We start from the raw sequence: 21031 nt of genomic DNA, 5'->3' as shown, positions 1-21031 counted from the left end.
ATGAAAAACAAATGGTCTCCAATGATAGGAGGTCATTTTTATATGTGCCCAGCATGGACTTAGTTTATAGGTTGCAAGTCCCAAGCTAAGGAGGCAGAAGTATAAAAGTTAACTAGATTGTAAGGGTGTCCAAAGTGAAGTGGAATCTGAAGTAAACTTTGAGCCAACACGAACCTCATATAGAATATGTAAAATTAGGTGAGTTTGCGTAACGAAACAAAACTCTTTTTGACGATGGCGTGCGGTTATTAAGCATTGACAGGTACGGCAGGTGCTCCAAAAGATAAGGAATATGAGTGGGGAACCTCACACAAAAGGCTACTGGAGAATTTCCAAAAGCCATACTACACCGAGACCTAGGAAACTCCTACTGAAGTTCCCTAGGTCTCAAAAGTTTATAATAATTTTCTCGATACGAAACTTTGCGTGATCAATCATAATTGAATCGCCATTTACAAAAATGGTACATATGGTGAAGTGAGTAGTCGGAATTTAATCAACGGAATTTAATCACTCCCTATTACTCGATTTTATTGATGTGGACGATTACTTTCATCTTAAAGTTGAATAGAAGCGACCAAGCAAACAGCTTAGTTAGGCTTCCGACGCTTTAATTTGCTTTTCAAATTAACGATAGCATCATTCGTAGATGAACTTTTAATAAGTAAGATGCTATTCTCATCTAATATTTTTTTCAATAATAACTCAACCCCACGGATATTGGGAAAAGAATGGACTTTACCGTTTAGTCCTTTAAGTTCTGCTTGTTTTGCGATCTCGACAGCCATTGGACCAACTGTAATCAATACGTCTACCCCATTTTCAGCTATCATCTCTCCTGTTTGACGATGAAAATCTAAGCTGAAATCACCTAAACGCTTAATATCTCCAATGAGGGCGATCCTTTTCTTCCCCCGAGAAATCCCATTTAGTGTTTCAAATGCAGCCTTTAGAGAAGCAGGATTTGAACTCCAAGTATCATCCAAAATGATGCAGCCTCCCATTCCTATGTTACTTTCAAGATGAGCAGGAAGGTTCTGAAATGACCGTATCCGTTTTGCAGCTAAAATTATGTCAATTCCCATTTCATGTACAGCTACAAAGGCAGCTAAAGCATTTAGAACTTGATGCTGCCCATAGCCAGGGACAAAAATTGAATATGTCTCTTTTATGGTATGGTAGGAAAAAATCCTTTTTTGAAAGATTAACTCAAAGTGCATCCCGTTATCGCCGTATCGAATTTTAGTTGCCTGAAAATCAGCATGATTATTAACACCAAAGGTTAGCACCTTTCCCTGAAATTCTTTTAGTCCAATTTTTTTTGTATTCTCATCATCGGCATTAACGATAAGTGTACCTTTTAATCCGACAGCTTGAACCATTTCAGCCTTTGCTTGAAGATAAGCTTCCGGTGTTTTACATCCATCAAGATGATACACACCGATATTTGTAATAATACCGATTGTTGGCTTATAGTATCGAGAAGCGAGTAGCACATCTCCTGGTTCTCCTACCGCCGATTCAAAAACAGCGGCATCTGTGTCCTTTTCAATGGATAGTAGATAAGTAAGATGATTGGTCCTTGAGTTTGCTGATTTTTTAGTACCGGTGACGATACGGTCAAAACTAAGAATATGTCTAATCATATCTTTAGTTGTCGTTTTCCCATTTGTTCCTGTTACAGAAACAACAGGGATAGAAAATTGGTTTCGATATAAATCAACGAACTCCCAAAATGCCTGCTCGATGTCTTGGACCTTGATAATAGTATAATTTTCAATAAGCTCTAATTCAGCATACAATGAATCTGTTACGACCACACAAGGGACCGATTGAGCAATTTTTTCCCAATCAATTCGCCATTTCTGTCTTAAGAAAATTAATTTGTTAGGCCCCATCTTCTGAAGATGATAAACGATATCGTTAACCATAAATTTATCAGAGCCGTGAATAAGCTGTCCATTTACACATAGGCGGATTTCTTTCACTGATAATGGCTTCATTTTTAATTCCTCCAATTCTGTTATATATTTTGTCTCAGTATTATTCTTTATGTTTATTAAATTCTCTTTATACTTTAAAAAAACTATTTAAAGAATCTCTTCGATATAAAGTATATATATGAATTTTTATTCCATCTGAAATGGACAAACACCTACTTAAATGGTTCAGGAGGGACTTTTGAACAACTTTATTTCAAAGCTGTAGCAATTCATTAACTTAGATTAAATCCTATAAGATATTTGTGCTAGATAGTGATGGGAAGACTATAAATTAAGAGACCATATAAATCGATTTAAAGAAATAAATATTGTTATATCTTCAACTAGCGGGTGCGCGCGACAAGTTCTGTTATAAGCGCTTTTTTAGCGTGAAACTACAGGAAATTTATAAAAATAATTTTCAACTTTATTACGGAGACGCCGAGTATCCATTGAGCAGAACTTGAAAATACGAGACGTAAACATTGAGCGATTAATTGATTTTGCCAGTCAATCGGTTTCTAAGTCCAAAGCGTTATTGCATGCGGAGATTCTTCTCTTAGAGTTGAAGCTGAATGAATATGCGTTATTAAGCAGCCAAATCGATCGTTTGAAAGCCGAGATAGAAAAGATACTTCTCCAAACGGATGGTGGAATTCTGTTGAGTATTCCAGGAGTAGGTGTAACTACAGCGGCAGAACTGACAGTTGAAATGGGTTATTTATCCAAATTTACTCACCCAGAACAGCTGATCAAAATGGCCGGGACCAATCCAATTATTAGACAATCTGGTGGAAAGCGAGCCTCCACATATCAGATTTCCAAACAAGGTAGGGCTGGTTGCCCATCTCGGTATTAAACCCCATCTTAATGTGCATAACCGATTCTTATTCGCGTCATTAATAATAGATACTACTTGTTGTGAAGGGGCGATATTATAGCTAGGTATGAATAGGTCCTCTTCCATAGAATATTCAATATCGAATCGGTCTATCAGTGATTCAAAATCTGTAAAAAGTGTAAATCTTCCACACACAACTATCATCTACTTTGTTCTTTTTCAATTGTATAAATTAGAGACCCTAATTGCGGTAGTTATTCGTTGGCACATTTTGGACAACCTGAAAGTAAAAAATATGGACTATGCTACCATGCCCTGGTAGTTTTGAATATATTTAATATTAGTTTCGGCTTCCATTAAAATGTAAAGGTAGAGACTTGGAGATCTCGTTCGAAGGCATTAAATAGAGAAGACTTAATAAGTATGCTAAAGGTACACTTTGGGAGAGTGAACTATTAACAAGGAGAGAATTGGCATATTAGTTTTGGTTGCGGGATAGCCCAAACTGATACACCAAAAATCGTCACAACTTAGTAGAAAGTAGAATAATCACAAGTTATACTGTTTTTTTCGTCTCATAATTAAGGATTGATTTGTGCTAAGAGCTGTAGCTGCTTTGTATGTACTGCCGTATTTATTTAATGCTACAGAAAGATAATTCTTTTCACAGTCATCAATATATTCCTGTAAGGAAATGTTATTTTCCAATAGAGATTCTAAATAATCGGACTCATTATTGAGTTCTTGAGAATGGGTAGATTGGACTTCATTTTTTTGCTTATCAATAATTGAATCAATGTCTGTTGAATCGATATATTCGTGATCCGTCATTACTATAGCACGCTCTATAGCATTTCGAAGTTCTCGAATATTACCAGGCCAATTGTAGAGAACCATCTTGTTTAGAGCATCGCTACTGAACATGCGATTTCTACTATATTTTTTGCAGTACATTTCATTGAAATGCTGGGTAAGCGGAATTATATCTTCTTTTCGTTCTGCTAAGCTTGGAAGGTCAATTGGAAGAATATTAATTCTATAATATAAATCTGAGCGGAATGTGCCGTTTAATACTTTCTGCTCGAGGTTTTCATTTGTTGCAGTTAATAGTCTAAAATCTACAGGTATCTCTTTACTTGATCCAATACGTTGAATTTTTTTCGTTTCTATAACACGTAATATTTTGCCTTGTAATTCAAGTGGGAGCGAATTGATTTCATCAAGAAACAAAGTTCCCCTATTCGCCTGTTCAATTAATCCACTTCTGCCTGTAGGTAATGCACCAGAAAAAGAACCTTTCTCATAACCAAAGAGTGTTGATTCAAGTAAGTTTTCAGGTATTGATGCACAATTTATTACAATCATCGGATATTCTTTTCTGTTGCTGTTCTCATGAATATACTCTGCAATAATTTCTTTTCCGGTCCCTGTAGCACCTGAAATTAGTACAGTAGTATCAACGTTTGCGATACGTATCGATGCGGAAAGAACTTTCTTCATAAGAGATGAATTAGCAATAATCGAAGTACCAGTCATCTGAGAATAAGGCTTTGTTATCCCGGTATTGAAAGAAGAAGATTCAAATGATAAATTTAGATTTCGAGCAGTAGCTTCATGAAATCTTGAATTAATGTCACGAACAAGTTCAATCTCAACATGCACATATTCAATATTGTCATGTTGGTCAAAAACTGGCATAGCATTAATCATAAGTCGTTCATTTCTAATAACACCATCACTATTAACTGCGATATTTCCAAATATGGACACGAAGTTTTTTTCTTGGAAAACGATGTCAGATGCACATGTATCATATTTCCCTTTGTCTCTAAATTCGTACACAGAATGACCGATTAATTCTTCTCTGGATACTCCAAGCATTCTTAAGAATGTATCATTTGAATAAACATAATTTTTCTGATTATCTACAATATACATTCCTTTTTGACTATTGTTTAAAATATGCAGTATGAACATACTATCATCATTCAACGAAATAACCTCCTCACCTTAAATTATTTAATTGTTTTTCTGTACCCACTCGGAAGATCCTCTTTACGTCAATATAAAAATATAGAAGTAAAAAAACTAACTTCATAATAATATCGTTCTTTGAAACGCTGTGAGCAATAGGCGATACACTCACTCCCGCATGTCCTTTTTAAAAGATCTGCCTAGAAACAGGTACCTGTATTTACAAAAAAATTCCCTATTATTTAACTCAAATATAAATACATATAAATACCCTAGTATTAGTAGTAAAAAAGAAATATATGTATGTAAATAATTATAAGTCAGAATTGATTTATAGTAAATCAATTCTTATAGAATGAGTCAATGATGATTTAAAATATTCAGAAAGACCTAATTTAAAGAACTATAGGTTGTTAATTTAGTAGTTCTTGGTTTTAGAAATACTGGATTGGATGAACTCTTCTGGTTAGTGAATAGCTAGATTTCCAAAAATGAAATATTTATAAGTACAAACTAATGAAAGGACTTATTTAGCTGCATCTAATGTTTGTTAACCTATTAAATTCAATTGGCATGATACTTGCATTGAAGATATTGAAGACTTTCATAAATTTATTATTTGAAGGAGAATTATATGAAGAATAAAAGAGTAATAACGTGTGCGTTAACTGGTGCAATACATATTCCTAGCATGTCACCTTATCTACCAATAACAATTGAGGAAATAATTAGAAGTGGTGTTGAAGCTGCAGAAGCTGGTGGGGCAGTTCTGCATATTCATGCTAGAATTCCTGAAACAGGAGAACCGACTAACGATCCGGAGCTTATTGGTAAAATTGTTAGTGGTATCAGAAAGGAATCAAATGTTGTTTTATGTGTAACTACAGGAGGAAAGTTAGGGTCATCTACTTCTGAAAGATTGGCTTCAATTCCAGTGCTTCATCCAGAGCTTGCTTCATGCAACGCTGGGTCATTTAACTTTAATGTTTCTGGAATTGCGCAAAAAATAAAAAATCCAAAATATGATTGGGAAATTCCATATGTTGAAAAGACATATGACAATATTTTCTCCAACACCTTTAAGGGGATAGAAGAATATATTCTAACAATGAATGAGCATAACACAAAACCAGAATTTGAAGTATATGATGTTGGGATGATTAATAATATATCATTTTTTGTTAATAAGGGGATAATAAAGGGGCCGGTCTATATTCAATTTGTTATGGGTATAGCAGGAGGGATTCCAGCTACTGTAGAAAATCTTGTTTTCTTACTTAATACAACTAAGAATGCACTCGGAAATAACTTTATTTGGTCTGTAGGAGTAGCTGGGAAAGCTCAATTTGAATTGACTACTGTTGCTATGATATTGGGAGGAAATGTTAGGGTTGGTCTTGAAGATAATTTATATCTAGGAAAAGGACAACTGGCAAAATCTAATGCTGAAACAGTTCAAAAAATCAAAGGAATAGCCGAATCTTTGGGGTACGAAGCTGCAACACCAGACGAGGCAAGAAGAATGTTGGGTATAAAAATGTAAATAGATATTACTTCAACCGCTCCGCTGCTTAGGGGTGCAGAACCTTCAGATATGAATAGAAATTTATCAATAACTTCAGAAGGCAAAATAAATTAATATTTATGAATATCAAATATTAGGAGGAAGAAGTATGGAAGAAAACAAAGTGTTAAAAGTCGCTTGTGTAGGAACCGGTGTAATAGGTTCCAGCTGGGCTGTAAATTTTGCATTAAAGGGATACCCTGTAAATGTTTATGACGTGAAGGAGGAATTGTTTGAACTAGCTAAAAAAAGAATTAATGAGAGTCTAGAATACCTTGCTAAAAATGAAGTAATTAAATATGAAGAGATTTCAGAAATAACAGATAGAATATCTTACTTCACATCAATAGAGGAAACTGTTAAAGATGTTCAATTCATCCAGGAGAGCGGTCCTGAAAATTATGATATTAAACGAAACATCCTGGCCCAAATAGAAAAATATGCTCCTGCTGATACTATTTATTCAAGCAGCACATCCGGATTGCTGATAACAGAAATAGCAAAATTTGCACAACATCCTGAGCGCTGCGTAGGTGGACATCCCTATAACCCGCCCCACTTAATCCCTCTTGTAGAAATTACGAAGGGTGAAAAAACTGCTGAAGAATTTGTACAAAAAGCGAAGGCATTCTATTTAGCAGTTGGCAAAGAACCAGTTGTTCTTCAAAAAGAAGCTTTAGGTTTCATAGCAAACAGATTGCAGCAAGGATTGTTCAGAGAAGCAGCCAATTTAGTAATGAATGGCGTTTGTACCGTCGAAGATGTAGATAAAGCAACTACTTTCGGACCTGGTATTCGTTGGGGTATAATGGGACCGGCACTGATATTCGATCTTGGCGGCGGCGAAGGCGGAATTAAGGAAACTTTTGACCATATGGGACCTTCTATTAACCTTTGGTTGAAAGATATGGCAGATTTCAAAGAATACCCTGAAGGCTTCAGTGATTTCATACAACAGGGAGTTAATGAGGAATTAAAGAATCGTCCTGTTGAACTTGGTAATAATCGCGAAAGTCTACGACAATACAGAGATGATATGCTTATAGGATTGTTAAAACTTCATAAAAAATTATAATAAATTGAAACCTGATTGTTAAAGCAGTCAGGTTTTTTTATTAGTTTCAAGACCCTTTGTAATGTCCTAGAAATTTCAAGTCAAAATTGATTTGGAGTAAATCAATTCTTATTGAATAAGTCAATAATGATTTAAAATATTAAGTTAATGTAGCATGACATATTATCATACAACATACTAATACTCTCGATTAGTCAGATAACTAATTAAATTCAATTGGCATGATACTTGCATTAAAGATATTGAAAGCTTTCATAAATTTATTATTTGAAAGTAATTCATCAAGCCTAGCATTATCGGATATGCGGGCATTGGTTCCGGAAAAGAGAGGAGAAAGGATGATGATACCTCACTATTAAAATTACTTGTTAGGATTTTGATAAAAGTTTTATAGAATTTAATATTACACTTAGAAGTGGGGGATTTGTATGCCGCTAATTATTTTGGCATTGGGAATCGTTTTATTATTTGTTTTAATTATTGCATTCAAACTAAATGCATTTCTATCATTAATAATTTCTTCCATATTTGTAGGTCTTTTTCAAGGGATGGAGCCTCTAACAATTGTCAAGTCAATTGAGTCTGGTCTGGGTGGTACTTTAGGACATTTAGCTGTTATTATCGGCTTAGGTGCTATTTTTGGGAAAATCATCTCTGAAGGGGGTGGAGCTAACAGAATAGCTAGGACTTTGATATATATGTTTGGAGAAAAAAGGGTAGATTGGGCAATATGCTTGGCATCCTTTGTTTTAGGTGTAATTTTATTCTGGGAAGTTGCCTTCATGCTATTAATCCCAATAGTATATACTGTTGCTGTTGAAGCAAAAGTTAAGCTGTTAAAATTAGGGATTCCGTTTTTAGCAGCAACATCTATTACACACTGTTTTTTACCACCTCATCCAGGGCCTACAGCAATTTCGGGAGTTTTAGAAGCAAATTTAGGTCTTGTATTAGCTTATGGGCTAATTTTAGCGGTTCCAGCAACTATACTTTTTGGACCTTTATTTTCTAGGTTCTATAAAAATTGGGATATCGAGATTCCAGACCATTTAGTATCCAAACAAGAATTTAATATGGATGATGTTCCATCTTTTTATACAAGCATATTGGTTACTTTATCTCCAGTAATATTTATTTTAATAGGAGTTATTACAGAATTTACATTACCTGAAACTTCTATGGTATATAAGACTCTTACTTTTATTGGAAATGCTGATATAGCTCTACTTATAGCCGTTTTCATAGCATTTTATGTATTCGGATTGCACAAAAAAAGAAAGAGCATATCTCAACTAATGAAAATCGTAGAAACAGCATTAGTATCGATGGGTGGAATCATCTTCATTATTGGTGGGGGAGGTGCATTTAAACAAGTTATCCTTGATAGTGGAATGGCCGATTACATTGCGAATTTTACAAGTGATTGGAATATCTCACCATATATTTTAGCATGGATTATTGCGGCTATTATTCGTTTAGCGGTTGGATCTGCTACAGTAACTGTTTTAACAACTGCAGGAATTATGCTTCCAATTCTTTCAGCAACTGGTGCAAGTCCAGAATTAATGGTATTAGCAATCGGAAGTGCTTCTATAGCTTGGGCTCCACCAAGTGACGTATCTTTCTGGTTCACTAAAGAGTATCTTAACTTAACTATTGGACAAACGGTTAAAATGGTTTGTGTAATGTTTACTCTTCTAGCGATATATGGATTACTTGGTGTAATGGCATTAAGTACGTTTATTGGATAATATTTAATGATTACTCAATTATTCTCTTAATAGATAATAATTATTAATCCTTCGTTAGCAAGCGCTACAATAAATTTAAAAAGGCTTTAGTTAGTAGATACTTAAACTAAAGCCTTTTTATTATATTTAAGTTGTGTAATTATAGAAGCCTTTACCGATCTTCTGGACAAATAGCCTACTCTAACAGTTTTTCTAAGTAAAGGATGTAGCAAATACTTTGATCACCAAATTCAAAAGATAATGTTTCCAATTATATAAAGTGTATAATTGGTTAGATTAGCTTCAGTTATCCTTTTTTAACTCTTTATTCTGGGATAAAACTCCGCTGGAATTTCTCCAAAATGTCTTCGATGATATAACATAGGATTAAGTTCTTTATTCACTTGAATATTTTGAACTTTACCAATTAATATTGTATGATCCCCAGCTTCGATTGTTTTATATGTTTCGCATTCTAATACTGCAAAAGCTCCTTCTATTACTGGTAGTTCTAATGATGAGTATGACCAATTACAGCTAGCAAACCGATCAACGTTTTTACTAGCAAAAGTTTTACATAATTCAGATTGGTTTCCACTCAAAATATGAATTGCAAATTTACCACTATTTTTAAATGCATCTATACTAGAAACTTTATGATCAATTGACCATAAGACAAGTAACGGGTCTAAGGAAACAGAAGCAAATGAATTAACTGTCAAACCAAGGGGGGTATTATTTTCATCAGTTGTTGTGACAATTGTTACTCCAGTAGGATAATTTCCAAGTGCTTCTTTGAATAATTCTTGTTTATCTAAAATTCCATTCATAGGGTGCTCCTCCTTCAATTGTTACTAATTTTAATGTAATCACACTGTTTAAACGCTTTTGAACTAAACAAAATTTTAAATTAAGTGTGTGTTAGGTTCTTGTTCTGCTAAAATTCTTCCAAATAACTCAAGACCTGTTGTTGGTACAATTAAGCCATGTTGTGGAGGCGTTTTAGAATCTTTCATAATTTTAGAAAGTAGGTTTGACTCTGAAATCGCACTTCCACCGGCAAGCGAAAAAATAAGATCTACTGCTTCGCAGTTCAATCTATTAGCGTAACTACAGTCCACACGGGCTTGTACACGACCATTAAAGTCCATATATTCTCCAGAAGCTGCCCATTTATCAATTTCATCTGCGCAACGATATGCTAATAGACTAGCTGTTTCCATTTTCATTACAGCCTCTGCTAATTGTAAATGCGTAATTGCTGCTTCTGCCTGTTTGTTATGGAATGTATATTGAATTCTTCTGTTCGGTAGTTTTTCTAAGAAGATCTCTTTTGCTGCTGCACTTAACCCGATTCCCGGAGCTAGTAGAACTAGTGCAGCTACTGGAACGAAAGCTGATTTATACAATGCTTGATCTTGTAAATGTACTGATGGGTATTCCCCAACAACAGCTTTCGATATAGATGTTGTCCATTTTTCCGGAACAAATAAATTTTTTACTGTGAGGCTATTACTTCCTGTCCCTCGCATGCTCATAGTATGCCAGTCGTCTAAGATATTTACATCCTTACGAGGAATTAGTGCAGCACCGAGACCTTCAACTTCCCCATTTTCATTGACCTGCGGGAAACCTAAAAAGAAGTAATCTGAATGATTGGAACCAGAAGCAAAGCCCCACATCCCTTCTTTAATAAGATATCCACCCTCAACTTTCTCTACATCACATTTTCTTGGTTCGAATACACCACAAACGTTGGCAATTGCATCATCTTTAAAAACTACATCATGAACTTCTTCTGTGAAATTTACAGAAACAACCCATTTTGCAACGTTTATTAAAGCAACCACCCAGGCAGTTGAACCACAACCCTTACCAATCTGTGAAACGATATCAAGATACTGTCGGAAATTTAGTTGATAACCTCCATATTTTTCAGGTGTAAGTAATTTTAAAAGACCAGCTTCTGTTAATTCATTAATAGTAGTCTGGGGAATACTTCTTAGACTTTCTACTTCATTGATTCGTTCTCGAAGATTTGGTATCATTGCCTCAGCTTTGCCTAATAAATCTTCAAAGTTTGTGGATTCAATAACCATTTGTTTGTTTACCATAAAAATCCTCCTTTAATAAAATGCTATAATCAATTAGTAAGAGATTACAGCCTCGTAAATTCACTGATATTTCCGATAACTGCAAGCGCTTACTAGTGATATTACGTTAAAACAATCATTTGGTGAAATACATATTTGTTATATCTGTAATAACTAAAAACTTAAAAAGGATGATAGATATGGATATAATACAAATTAGATACTTCGTTGAAGTAGCAAACGAATTAAACTTTACCAGCGCTTCAAAAAAATTATTTGTAAGTCAAGCGGCTGTGAGTAAAAAAATTGCATCTTTAGAAGATGAATTGGGTGTCGTTTTATTAGATAGGAATAAAAGAACTGTAAAATTAACATCTGTTGGTCAAACCTTCTATAAAGACGCTGTAGAAATAATAAATAAAATGGAAGAAATGACGAAGAAGATTCAAAACATAAGATCAAGCTATAATAACACTTTGAGACTAGGTTATTTAGGACCAGCAGAATTTAAGTTTTTACCCAGTTTGTTACAAAAGTTTAATGAAAAACACCCGGATATTAATTTGTTTTCTAAACAATATTATCAAGGACCATTAATTGATTCTTTAATTAATGGTCATTTAGATATTATCTTTTCGCTTTCTATGGTAATTGAAAAATACCCAAACCTTGCTTTCAAAAAAATTTATAGTGATTCATTTGTGATCTATTGCCATAAAGATCATAGAATAAATTCAAAAAGGTTTGTAAATCTATCAGAACTCAAAAAAGAAAGTTTTATAATTTTATCTAAGGAGAGTGCTTCGTATGCACATAACAGCATTATCAAATTATGTAATGAAAGTGGTATAGATTCTACTACAATAAGTGAGTCTGATAATTTTGAACATTTGTTAATGATGGTTAAATCGAATAAAGGGATTTCTATCTTGCCAAATTCATTATTTAATTACTTTAATCATGATAATCAAATTATCACATTGCCTATTAAAGGTGACTCAGTTATAAATGATTTATTAAATTTCGACGTTGGAGTTTCTTGGGAAAAGAACCATGAAAATCCTGCTATAGAGTTACTTATAAACGAACTAATGAAAATTACGATAAAAAGTTATAATGTTTATTAGTATATAATTAAGTATCAGATATTATTTATTATGAAGGAGGAAGGAAGGGAAGATGCTAAATTTAAACGAACAATTAGTTCATTTATTGGGAAGGCAAATTATTCAGGGGAAAATATTGCCGGGAACATTACTTCCAAAAGTAGAAGTAATGAGTGAGCAATACGCTGTTAGTAGAACTGTTGTACGAGAAGCACTAAAGGGATTATCCTCACGTAAACTAGTAGTTTCTATTCCCAAAAAAGGAACAGTAGTCTGTGCTCGGAATGAGTGGCAATGGTGGGATCCAGAAGTACTTAGTTGGGCTTGTGAGGATACTCCTGATTATAACTTTTTGCAACAATTAACCGAAATGCGTCTTGCTATTGAACCAACTTCTTCGGAACTTGCCGCAAAAAATGCAACTCAGGAAGATATTAAGAATATTACTGACTCTTTTCAAAAACTTGAAAGTTCAGCAGTAAATAGAAGTGAAAGTGAATGGGCTATAGCAGATTACAATTTTCATCAAAGTATTATGGCTGCCTCTCATAATGAGTTACTTATAAACCTTGGGAATTTACTAAGAAATGCACTTCTTCAAAGTCGACAGGAAACAATCAAAGGTTATAGTAATGATGAAAAAGATTCGTCTATATCAAAAGAGCAAGCATTAATTCTACATAAAAATGTCTATCTGGCTATTTGTAAACGTAACAGTATAGAAGCACGTCAAACTATGTATGATTTAATATTGAATGTAAACAAGATTCTTGAAAAGGGTAAAGAAAAAATTAAAAATGAAATTAAAATGAACTTTTAGCGAAATTAAAAATACAAAACACACCTAAAATAGGATGCTTTACGACTGAATTCTTTGTCGTGATGCAGCCTTTTTTTAGATTCTATAGGTTTTTCGAGAACAGAACGGTCAATGCAACAGATTAACCTAAAAACAAATAAGGAATGCCTCTTCTTTGAATTCCTAAATAGCAGTATTTTGCTTTTTTATTAAAGCTGCGGATTTCATTCACGGTAAATGAATATTCTTCTCTTGAATGAAGTTTGATAAATGGGATTTTTCTGAAATTAATTTGACCTTTTTAAAGTAATATAATATTATTTATTTATATTTAATAATTATTCTGAAAGGAAGTGAGAAATAAACTTATGTAAAAGGATTTTCTATTAATATGGTAAGGGGGATTTATATGATTGAACATATTGCTATATTAAAATTTAATTCATCGACATCGAAAGATCAAAAAGATTTAATCATTCAAAAACTGAAGAACTTGAGTGGGCAAATTTCGAATATCATTGATTTTCAAGTTGGATTTAATTTTTCAGACAGAAGTCAAGGTTTTGAAATAGGAGTTACTGCGAGATTTGAAGATAGAAAATATTTAGAAGACTTTATATTGCACCCAGCTCATCAAGAAGTGGTGAGTTATTCAAAAAAGGTTGGACTTATTGAAACTATTACAGTAGATTTTTTAATTTAAGATAATAGTTCACATTAGTTTGTAAGCGTTGCCAATTAACTTATTATTAAGAGAAATTAAATCATAGGGGGAATAATAATGAATAAGGAAATTTATGATGTTGTACAAATTGGATATGGACCTGTAGGACAAACAATGGCTGCATTACTTGGGAAAACAGGACAAAGTGTTGCAGTTTTCGAACGTTGGCCATCAACATTTAGTCTTCCAAGAGCTGCTTCATTTGACCATGAGATTATGCGTGTTTTACAAAGTATTGGCTGTACCGATAAAATTGAAGAAAAAATTGTTCCGTTTATTAATTATCATTGGGTGAATGCAAAAAGAGATATTTTACTAAAGGTTCCTTATGGAGGAACAGCAACATCTGGATGGGAAAACGGGTATCTTATGTTCCAGCCTGAGATTGAAAAAGCACTTGATGAAGCTGCACGATCTAATTCTAATGTTGAGATTAATCTAGGATGGCAGGCTGAAGAGTTAAAAGAGCATGAGGATTATGTAGAAGTCACTTTTAGAAAGGGCGAAATACCTGAACCTGGTAAATGGGTGCCAACGAATGAGACTAGGACAGTACGGGCACTTTATGTGATTGGTGCTGATGGGGCTAACAGTTTTACAAGAAATAAACTTGAAATAAAAACAGAGGATTTAGGGTTTGAAGCTGACTTTCTTGTCCTTGATATTCGTCCAAATGACCCGCAGCATTTATATCACCTACCAGAAGGATATCAAGTTTGTGATCCAGCCAGACCAACTACTGTGGTAAGTCGCTTGGGTACTGAGCATATTCGATTTGAATTTATGTTATTACCTGGTGAGAAAAAAGAGGATATGTTAAATACAGAAAAAATTCAAGAACTGTTAAAGGAATGGATTTTACCTGAAGAAGGAACGATTATTCGGAAAGTAGTCTATCGATTTAATTCAAATATTGCTGAAAAGTGGCATAATAACCGCGTTTTCCTTATTGGGGATGCTGCACATTTAACGCCTCCTTTTATGGGACAAGGCATGTGTTCAGGTATTCGTGACGCAAAAAACCTAGCATGGAAATTAGATCTTGTACTTCGTAACAAAGCAGAGGAATCTCTTTTTGATACATATCAAGCAGAGCGTTATGATCATTGTAAGAAGCTTATTCAGATGGCGATTGACCTCGGAAAAATTATCTGTATTCCAGATGAAAAAGAAGCAGAGAAACGTGATCAAGCATTCTTTTCAGGAAGTCTTCCTCCATTCCCAGAAATGCCGATTTTAACAAACGGAATATTACACAAAAATCAAAATGGAGACATATTATCTCCAACTGGCGAGTTATCACTACAAGATTTTGTGAGTTATCAAGGTGAAACAGGACGGTTTGATGACATCATTGGGCAAGGTTGGACAATTATTAGTACAAAAGCAGATCCTCGAAATGTACTAACAAATAATCAGATTTTTTTACTTGAACAAATTGGCGCTAAAATTGTTCATATAAGTAACGAAGATAATAAGGATACTGTATATGATTTGAATGGCAAGTACGCTGAGTATTTTAATGAAAGAGGTTTGGAAGCGGTAATTGTTCGCCCAGATTTTTATAATTTTGCTGGCGTACCAACTATGGAAGAACTTCCTGGAATAGTAGATGACTTATTATCACAACTACACTTAAAATTATCTGAAACACTTATCGGATAAAACACGAATTAAAGAACATAACACGGTTATATGAATTTTTAGAATAGTTTCGTAATTTAGTTGATTTATAATAATTTTATGTATATCATGTAATTAATAAATAATATTTAATTATTTATTAATCAAAGAAATTATTTAAGATATAGACTTACAATTGAGAGGAGAAATAAATATGGGTATTCAAATCGTTCACTTTTTACACCAGAGTAATAAAAAATGGGGAGTAGTCAAAGGTGACTCAGTACTGACTATTGGAAAAGACTTTGAAACATTATCATCTCTATTAGAAGAAGGAATCGATAATATTAAACGTTTGGTAGATCATCAAAAGGGACATTTATCATTAAATGAAATAGAATTTCTTAGTCCCGTTACACAACCGGCACGAATCGTTTGCCAAGGCGCAAACTATGGAAGCCATAGAGCAGAGAGTGGCTTGGAAGCAAAGAGACCGCCATTTAATATGATTTTCACAAAAGCTGATAGTTCTTTAAGTGGTGCAAAGGATCCGATTATTTGCCCGGAACATGTAAAATTATTAGATTATGAAATTGAATTAGGTCTAGTAATCGGAAAAGAAATTTCAGAATCACAAGTAATTACTGAAGAAAATCTTCATGAATATGTTGCAGGGCTTGTTATAGCAAATGATGTATCTGCAAGAGATGTGCAATTGTCTCAGTCCCAATGGTACAAAGGAAAAAGTTACCGAACATTTTGTCCAGTTGGTCCATACCTCTATTTGCTAGAGAAAGAAGATATCCCATTAATCAATGATTTAGAATTAAAATTATGGGTTAATGATGAATTGAGACAATCAACAAATACAAAAGATATTTTATTTAAACCAGATGAAACACTAACGGAGCTTTCAGAACTAATGAATTTCTCGCCGGGGGATTTACTTCTTACAGGTACAACTGGGGGAGTTGCATTAAGATTATCAGCGGAAGTAACAGCTGAGTTGATGAACCCGGTTGTGTCGGGAGAAGAGAAGATGAAACTTATATTGAGTAGCCAGTCTGAGAGTAATTTATATTTAAAAGAAAATGATGTCGTGCATTGTGAAATAAAAAGTGCTGATGGAAGAATTAATCTTGGTTCTTTAGAAAACAAAGTGGTCCATGCTATTCCTGTTAATGCCTAATTAGTATGTGTCACTAATTATAAAAAGAGATAAAAAGTCACTATTCTTATTGAAAAACTAAAGAAAAAATTTCAACAAGAATAGTGACCTATTAAAATAAAAATTAGTTTATAGTATAGTTGTATTATTCGAATTATTTAAAATGATGGAACTTAGAAAAGGAGGAATTTTAACATGGTGAATGTTTTTAAACTGGGTTACGCAGAATTTTGTACAAAAGATATAAAAGCGCTTACAAATTATTATACAGAAGTCATGGGTTTTACTTTAATTGAACAAGCGGATAATGGAAAATCCTATATTTCCAGTGGAGTTGATCACCATAATATTGTAGTAACACCTTCTGATAGTAGTCATCTTAGCAAAATCGGATGGCAGGTTGGCGGAGAACTATCTCTAAAAGAAGTGGGTAAACAATTAAAAGAGCACGGCATTATTTCTGAATTGAAAACAGATTCAGAACCAGGCATTTCACAATTATTGGAGCTTCAAGAGCCTGGGGGGACAATATTGAATCTTTATAAAAAGATTGAAACACCTTCACCAGGATATAAAGAATCTGGAATTGTTCCAAATAAACTTGGACATATTGCAATCGGAGTAAAAGATGCTAAAAAAACCGTGGACTTTTATAAGCAAGTGTTAGGGTTTTGGGAAACAGATAAAATTGGGGATATTGCAACTTTCTTAACCTGTAACTCAGATCATCATACTTTAAATATTCTTCAATCTAAACGTCCAATCATGCATCATATTGCATTTGAACTTAGAAGTTTTGAACACCAAAAGGATAGCTCTGATAAGCTTGCAAAAAATAAGATTCCAGTCTTATGGGGGCCGTCCCGTCACACTGCTGGCCATAATATCGCATCATACCATCATGATCCAGATCAACATTACATTGAACTATTTTCCGATTTAGACGTGTATATACCTGAACTGGATTATATGGATCCACGTCCATGGCATGAAAGTTTACCTCAAAGACCAAAAGTGTGGGAAGAGTTGAGTTATTGGGGTACAAACTTCGAGCAAGATTTAATTGAAATTGTTATGAAAGAAGAAGAACTAACAATCAGATGAGTAGAATAGAATACATATGTTCTACTATCTTTGGAATATGACGTTAATAAAGTGTGAGTATATAAAAGAAATATGTAAGAACTAAAGGGACATTAGAGTCATAGATAACTGGCTTTTTCGCTCCCTTCTTTTTTTACTCTTAAAAGGGGCAAAAATAAATATTTTATTAGGGAGAATATTCATGGAAAATAAAAGTGTACTTTTAAATATAGAAAATAATGTTGGAGTTGTTACTTTAAATCGCCTGAATAAAGGTAATGCATTAGATCTACAAATGGCAAAGGAATTGATGGAGGTCTCTATTACTTGTTCCGAAAGTGACGAGATAAGAGCGGTAGTTATTACGGGGGCAGGAAATAAGTTTTTTGTGGGTGGAGATTTAAAGAGCTTTGCCGATGCAGGTGATGAAATCAGCTCACACCTGAAAAATGTGACATCTTATTTACATCAAGCAATTTCAAACTTTGTAAGAATGAATAAACCGTTTATTGGAGCTATAAATGGAGTAGCCGCAGGTGCAGGAATGAGTCTAGTATGCGCTTGCGACCTTGCTTATGCTTCTGAAAATTCGAAGTTTGTAATGGCTTATAATAAAATTGGTTTAACACCAGATGGTTCAGGAAGTTACTTTTTACCACGTCTAGTCGGGATGAAACGTGCACTTGAGCTAATGTATACTAATAGACTATTAGATGCGAAAGAGGCAAGTGATTGGGGAATCATTAATCATGTGGTTTCTGAAGATGAGTTAATGGCAACTGTTCTTGAATTAGCTACATCTCTAGCACATGGACCAATGAATGCATTTGGAGCAACCAAAAAGTTGTTTTATCATTCCCTACAAGAAACACTAGAGTCCCAAATGAGTAAGGAGTCTTTACTACTTGCTGAGAGAGCGAGTAGCACAGAGGGTAAAGAAGGAATTTCCGCCTTTCTAGAAAAACGCGAAGCTGAATATTTTAAACAATAATAAACTGGTTTCCTTGTTTTTTATTTCATTTTCAGGCGTTGGAGTCCAACTAACGAATGGGCTCTAAACTCCGCTCTAAAATAGTGTCCCTATTAGCGATGCATAGCGTCTATATAAAAACAAAAAAAGAAATATAATAGAAATTGAGAAATACGACATAAATCTTGCAAATTACAAATATGGTCGATTTAATCGGCAGATATTTAATTATCTTATTTTACTAGGGGGAATAATAATGATAAAGAAATCTAAAAGAATAATTAGTGCTTCTATTACAGGGTCTATCCATGTTCCTACAATGTCAGAGTATTTACCGATAACACCTGATGAAATCGCCCAAAATGCAATTGATGCTGCTAATGCTGGTGCTGCTAGTGTGCATATCCATGCAAGAAATCCTGAAACTGGTCAACCATCATCCGACTTAAACTTATATAGAAAAATTATTGATAAAATTAGAGCAGTCAATAAAGATGTCATCATCTGTATAACAACTGGCGGCGGATTGGGAATGACAATTGAACAAAGAGGTGCTGTAATTCCTGAATTTAAACCTGAACTTGCTTCTATGAATTGTGGATCGATTAACTGGGGTCTATTCCCTCTAGGTGAGCGTTATAAAGAATTTAAATTTGATTGGGAAAAAGAATACCTTGAAAATACGAAAGGGCAAGTTTTCACCAACAATTTCGAAGATATCGAGGGTATGTTGAAAATCTTTAGGGATAATGGCACAAAACCTGAATTGGAATGCTATGATGTAGGTCACCTATACAATGTAAAATTTATGCAACAAAAAGGATGGCTTGAAGGGAAACCGTTCATCCAATTTGTCATGGGTATTAATGGTGCGATTGCTGCTAATGAATACGAACTAATGAATATGAAACAAACAGCTGACCGTCTATTCGGTGAAAATGGCTATGAATGGTCCGCCTTCGGTGCAGGAAGACAAGAATTCCCAATCTGCACACAAAACTTATTTTTAGGTGGACATGTGCGTGTAGGTATGGAAGATAACTTATACTTGAGTAAAGGTGTCAAAGCGAAAAACAATGCTGAGTTAGTAGAAAAAATGGTCCGTATCATGAAAGAATTCGATTACGAACCAATGACACCTGATGAAGCAAGAGAAACATTAGGACTTAAACAATCAGTATTTACTAGATAAGAATGTGATTCACCTTAAATGTTTTGAGCTCCCATAAAAATTATTGTCACGGTTCGTTCCGATTAATGGAAATAAAGGTGTGTAAGAAACTTGAAGTACCTATAAAGAAAGTCTTAATGGGGGTACCAATTGATCGAGCAGTTAATGAATGATCGCTATTAAATCCAAAATATTTCCATTATGTTGTATGGTTTAAAAATGTGTTAGGGAGTATGCTGTAAGCTTGGATTAATGAATATGGTAAAAAGGAAACGACGGGATCATACCGTGCACTCGAAGGCATAGAGAAGGGGAATCACTTTCTATTTCATCCCCTTTATCTGTGCTGAAAAATTGATACAAAAGGGACAGATGGATTAATTCTTGATTGTAATTGTTGTTTGATGGCATATGTTTATTTTGGCCTGGACACTTTACTAGTTATATTAATTTCAGGATGGATATTAATAGAATTCTATGAATGGAAAATTGAAATTATTGCAGCTATTATAGCATTTGTAGGAGCTATCATAGGAGGAATGATACATGGATTGTAGTAGGATTAACAATAAAATCTAATCATTCGATTGAAATGTATAATAAGTAATGTATTCTTCGACAATCTGTATCAAACAGAATACCCAAGCGATGAATTTACTGTAACTGCTAAAGATATCAATGAAGCTTTATATGAAGTTAGGGAAATGATTCAAAAGAAAACTGTATTAGTAGTAGATTTACAGAAGAATTACTGGGGAAAAGTGGTGTATTGTAGATTAGTTAATATGGGAATGGTAACTAAATTCGAAATTTTTAAGTCATGTCTAAAATGGTCGTGGCTTTTTATTATACATAAAAGTTGGTGGTGTAATGGATCCCAACCGTAAACCGAATGAAAAATGGGTTGCGGATATTACCGAGTTTAAATTATTCGGAGAAAAGCTTTATCTATCGCCTGTGTTGGATTTATTTAATGGTGAAATCGTTAACTATACAATCGGCTCTAGACCTACCTATTCACTTGTATCAGAATTTTAGAGAAGGCATTTGAACGTCTATCTGAGGAAGACGAGCTACTCATGCATTCCGATCAAGGCTGGCATTATCAAATGAAACAGTATCGTCGCT

18 protein-coding genes and 1 pseudogene are annotated in these 21031 nt (G+C 34.0%); 14 read left to right on the top strand and 5 right to left on the bottom strand.

What is annotated here, in order from left to right:
- Positions 1 to 590: 590 nt before the first annotated feature.
- Entirely contained in the window at positions 591 to 2003 is a 1413-nt protein-coding gene (locus BMZ04_RS16085) for a Mur ligase family protein (RefSeq protein WP_093273544.1), read from the bottom strand.
- A gap of 442 nt (positions 2004 to 2445) precedes the next feature.
- On the opposite strand from BMZ04_RS16085, the gene BMZ04_RS23185 reads away from it, so the two are divergent.
- Positions 2446 to 2841 (top strand): transposase, encoded by a 396-nt coding sequence (locus BMZ04_RS23185; protein WP_093273539.1) that lies wholly within the window; start codon positions 2446 to 2448, stop codon positions 2839 to 2841.
- Between the two features lie 30 nt (positions 2842 to 2871).
- Here BMZ04_RS23185 and BMZ04_RS22890 read toward each other — a convergent pair.
- Positions 2872 to 3027, bottom strand: a pseudogene (locus BMZ04_RS22890) (SOS response-associated peptidase family protein); the annotation flags it as partial.
- A 345-nt stretch (positions 3028 to 3372) separates the two neighbouring features.
- Complete coding sequence (locus BMZ04_RS16070) at positions 3373 to 4815, bottom strand: sigma-54 interaction domain-containing protein (RefSeq protein WP_093273535.1); 1443 nt, start codon at positions 4813 to 4815, stop codon at positions 3373 to 3375.
- A gap of 616 nt (positions 4816 to 5431) precedes the next feature.
- Here BMZ04_RS16070 and BMZ04_RS16065 point away from each other — a divergent pair.
- The 3 genes from BMZ04_RS16065 to BMZ04_RS16055 all read left to right on the top strand — a co-directional run bounded on the left by BMZ04_RS16065 (position 5432) and on the right by BMZ04_RS16055 (position 9187).
- Positions 5432 to 6340, top strand: a complete 909-nt coding sequence (locus BMZ04_RS16065; RefSeq protein WP_093273530.1) for a beta-keto acid cleavage family enzyme — start codon at positions 5432 to 5434, stop codon at positions 6338 to 6340.
- A gap of 130 nt (positions 6341 to 6470) precedes the next feature.
- Positions 6471 to 7436, top strand: a complete 966-nt coding sequence (locus tag BMZ04_RS16060) for a 3-hydroxyacyl-CoA dehydrogenase family protein (protein ID WP_093273525.1) — start codon at positions 6471 to 6473, stop codon at positions 7434 to 7436.
- A gap of 428 nt (positions 7437 to 7864) precedes the next feature.
- Complete coding sequence (locus BMZ04_RS16055) at positions 7865 to 9187, top strand: gluconate:H+ symporter (protein WP_093273520.1); 1323 nt, start codon at positions 7865 to 7867, stop codon at positions 9185 to 9187.
- A gap of 296 nt (positions 9188 to 9483) precedes the next feature.
- Here the strand turns inward: BMZ04_RS16055 and BMZ04_RS16050 are convergent, their stop codons facing one another.
- Together BMZ04_RS16050 and BMZ04_RS16045 are read right to left on the bottom strand one after the other, a co-directional pair.
- Entirely contained in the window at positions 9484 to 9996 is a 513-nt protein-coding gene (locus tag BMZ04_RS16050) for a flavin reductase family protein (protein WP_093273516.1), read from the bottom strand.
- A gap of 75 nt (positions 9997 to 10071) precedes the next feature.
- Positions 10072 to 11280 carry an acyl-CoA dehydrogenase family protein gene (locus tag BMZ04_RS16045; protein ID WP_093273510.1) on the bottom strand — a complete coding sequence of 403 codons (1209 nt, stop codon included), beginning with the start codon at positions 11278 to 11280 and terminating at the stop codon, positions 10072 to 10074.
- Between the two features lie 179 nt (positions 11281 to 11459).
- Here BMZ04_RS16045 and BMZ04_RS16040 point away from each other — a divergent pair, with 179 nt between their 5' ends.
- The 10 genes from BMZ04_RS16040 (at position 11460) to BMZ04_RS23180 (ending at position 20941) form a co-directional block, all read left to right on the top strand.
- On the top strand, positions 11460 to 12386 hold the full coding sequence (locus BMZ04_RS16040; protein WP_177184475.1) for a LysR family transcriptional regulator: 927 nt from the start codon (positions 11460 to 11462) through the stop codon (positions 12384 to 12386).
- Between the two features lie 52 nt (positions 12387 to 12438).
- Positions 12439 to 13185: a FadR/GntR family transcriptional regulator gene (locus BMZ04_RS16035; RefSeq protein WP_093273501.1), complete on the top strand. Its 747-nt coding sequence runs from the start codon at positions 12439 to 12441 to the stop codon at positions 13183 to 13185.
- Positions 13186 to 13573: 388 nt separating this feature from the next.
- On the top strand, positions 13574 to 13867 hold the full coding sequence (locus tag BMZ04_RS16030; RefSeq protein ID WP_177184474.1) for a Dabb family protein: 294 nt from the start codon (positions 13574 to 13576) through the stop codon (positions 13865 to 13867).
- Positions 13868 to 13945: 78 nt separating this feature from the next.
- Positions 13946 to 15553 carry a bifunctional 3-(3-hydroxy-phenyl)propionate/3-hydroxycinnamic acid hydroxylase MhpA gene (locus tag BMZ04_RS16025; protein ID WP_093273492.1) on the top strand — a complete coding sequence of 536 codons (1608 nt, stop codon included), beginning with the start codon at positions 13946 to 13948 and terminating at the stop codon, positions 15551 to 15553.
- 172 nt (positions 15554 to 15725) lie between these two features.
- The gene (locus tag BMZ04_RS16020; RefSeq protein WP_093273487.1) at positions 15726 to 16700 is read left to right on the top strand and encodes a fumarylacetoacetate hydrolase family protein; all 975 of its coding nucleotides are present in this window, start codon (positions 15726 to 15728) and stop codon (positions 16698 to 16700) included.
- A gap of 174 nt (positions 16701 to 16874) precedes the next feature.
- Positions 16875 to 17783 (top strand): VOC family protein, encoded by a 909-nt coding sequence (locus BMZ04_RS16015; RefSeq protein ID WP_093273483.1) that lies wholly within the window; start codon positions 16875 to 16877, stop codon positions 17781 to 17783.
- Between the two features lie 181 nt (positions 17784 to 17964).
- Entirely contained in the window at positions 17965 to 18753 is a 789-nt protein-coding gene (locus BMZ04_RS16010) for an enoyl-CoA hydratase/isomerase family protein (RefSeq protein ID WP_093273478.1), read from the top strand.
- Between the two features lie 235 nt (positions 18754 to 18988).
- The gene (locus BMZ04_RS16005; protein WP_093273474.1) at positions 18989 to 19924 is read left to right on the top strand and encodes a beta-keto acid cleavage family enzyme; all 936 of its coding nucleotides are present in this window, start codon (positions 18989 to 18991) and stop codon (positions 19922 to 19924) included.
- Positions 19925 to 20490: 566 nt separating this feature from the next.
- Entirely contained in the window at positions 20491 to 20790 is a 300-nt protein-coding gene (locus tag BMZ04_RS16000; RefSeq protein WP_093273469.1) for a hypothetical protein, read from the top strand.
- Entirely contained in the window at positions 20774 to 20941 is a 168-nt protein-coding gene (locus BMZ04_RS23180) for a DDE-type integrase/transposase/recombinase (RefSeq protein WP_369802678.1), read from the top strand. The genes BMZ04_RS16000 and BMZ04_RS23180 overlap by 17 nt, the downstream gene beginning before the upstream one ends.
- Positions 20942 to 21031: the final 90 nt, after the last annotated feature.

It is taken from the genome of Psychrobacillus sp. OK032 (assembly GCF_900111345.1).
Classification (GTDB): Bacteria; Bacillota; Bacilli; order Bacillales_A; family Planococcaceae; genus Psychrobacillus.
The sequence above is the reverse complement of the archived record's forward strand: the minus strand, read 5'-3'. Positions and strand labels throughout refer to the sequence as shown.

Excerpts from the sequence above, each read along its gene's own strand:
- BMZ04_RS16055 (WP_093273520.1), top strand. The coding sequence starts at position 7,865 with ATGCCGCTAATTATTTTGGCATTGGGAATCGTTTTATTATTTGTTTTA.
- BMZ04_RS16015 (WP_093273483.1), top strand. The coding sequence starts at position 16,875 with ATGGTGAATGTTTTTAAACTGGGTTACGCAGAATTTTGTACAAAAGAT.
- BMZ04_RS16005 (WP_093273474.1), top strand. The coding sequence starts at position 18,989 with ATGATAAAGAAATCTAAAAGAATAATTAGTGCTTCTATTACAGGGTCT.
- BMZ04_RS16050 (WP_093273516.1), bottom strand. The coding sequence starts at position 9,996 with ATGAATGGAATTTTAGATAAACAAGAATTATTCAAAGAAGCACTTGGA.
- BMZ04_RS16045 (WP_093273510.1), bottom strand. The coding sequence starts at position 11,280 with ATGGTAAACAAACAAATGGTTATTGAATCCACAAACTTTGAAGATTTA.
- BMZ04_RS16040 (WP_177184475.1), top strand. The coding sequence starts at position 11,460 with ATGGATATAATACAAATTAGATACTTCGTTGAAGTAGCAAACGAATTA.
- BMZ04_RS16030 (WP_177184474.1), top strand. The coding sequence starts at position 13,574 with ATGATTGAACATATTGCTATATTAAAATTTAATTCATCGACATCGAAA.
- BMZ04_RS23180 (WP_369802678.1), top strand. The coding sequence starts at position 20,774 with ATGGATCCCAACCGTAAACCGAATGAAAAATGGGTTGCGGATATTACC.
- BMZ04_RS16010 (WP_093273478.1), top strand. The coding sequence starts at position 17,965 with ATGGAAAATAAAAGTGTACTTTTAAATATAGAAAATAATGTTGGAGTT.
- BMZ04_RS16065 (WP_093273530.1), top strand. The coding sequence starts at position 5,432 with ATGAAGAATAAAAGAGTAATAACGTGTGCGTTAACTGGTGCAATACAT.
- BMZ04_RS16035 (WP_093273501.1), top strand. The coding sequence starts at position 12,439 with ATGCTAAATTTAAACGAACAATTAGTTCATTTATTGGGAAGGCAAATT.
- BMZ04_RS16085 (WP_093273544.1), bottom strand. The coding sequence starts at position 2,003 with ATGAAGCCATTATCAGTGAAAGAAATCCGCCTATGTGTAAATGGACAG.
- BMZ04_RS16020 (WP_093273487.1), top strand. The coding sequence starts at position 15,726 with ATGGGTATTCAAATCGTTCACTTTTTACACCAGAGTAATAAAAAATGG.
- BMZ04_RS16025 (WP_093273492.1), top strand. The coding sequence starts at position 13,946 with ATGAATAAGGAAATTTATGATGTTGTACAAATTGGATATGGACCTGTA.
- BMZ04_RS16060 (WP_093273525.1), top strand. The coding sequence starts at position 6,471 with ATGGAAGAAAACAAAGTGTTAAAAGTCGCTTGTGTAGGAACCGGTGTA.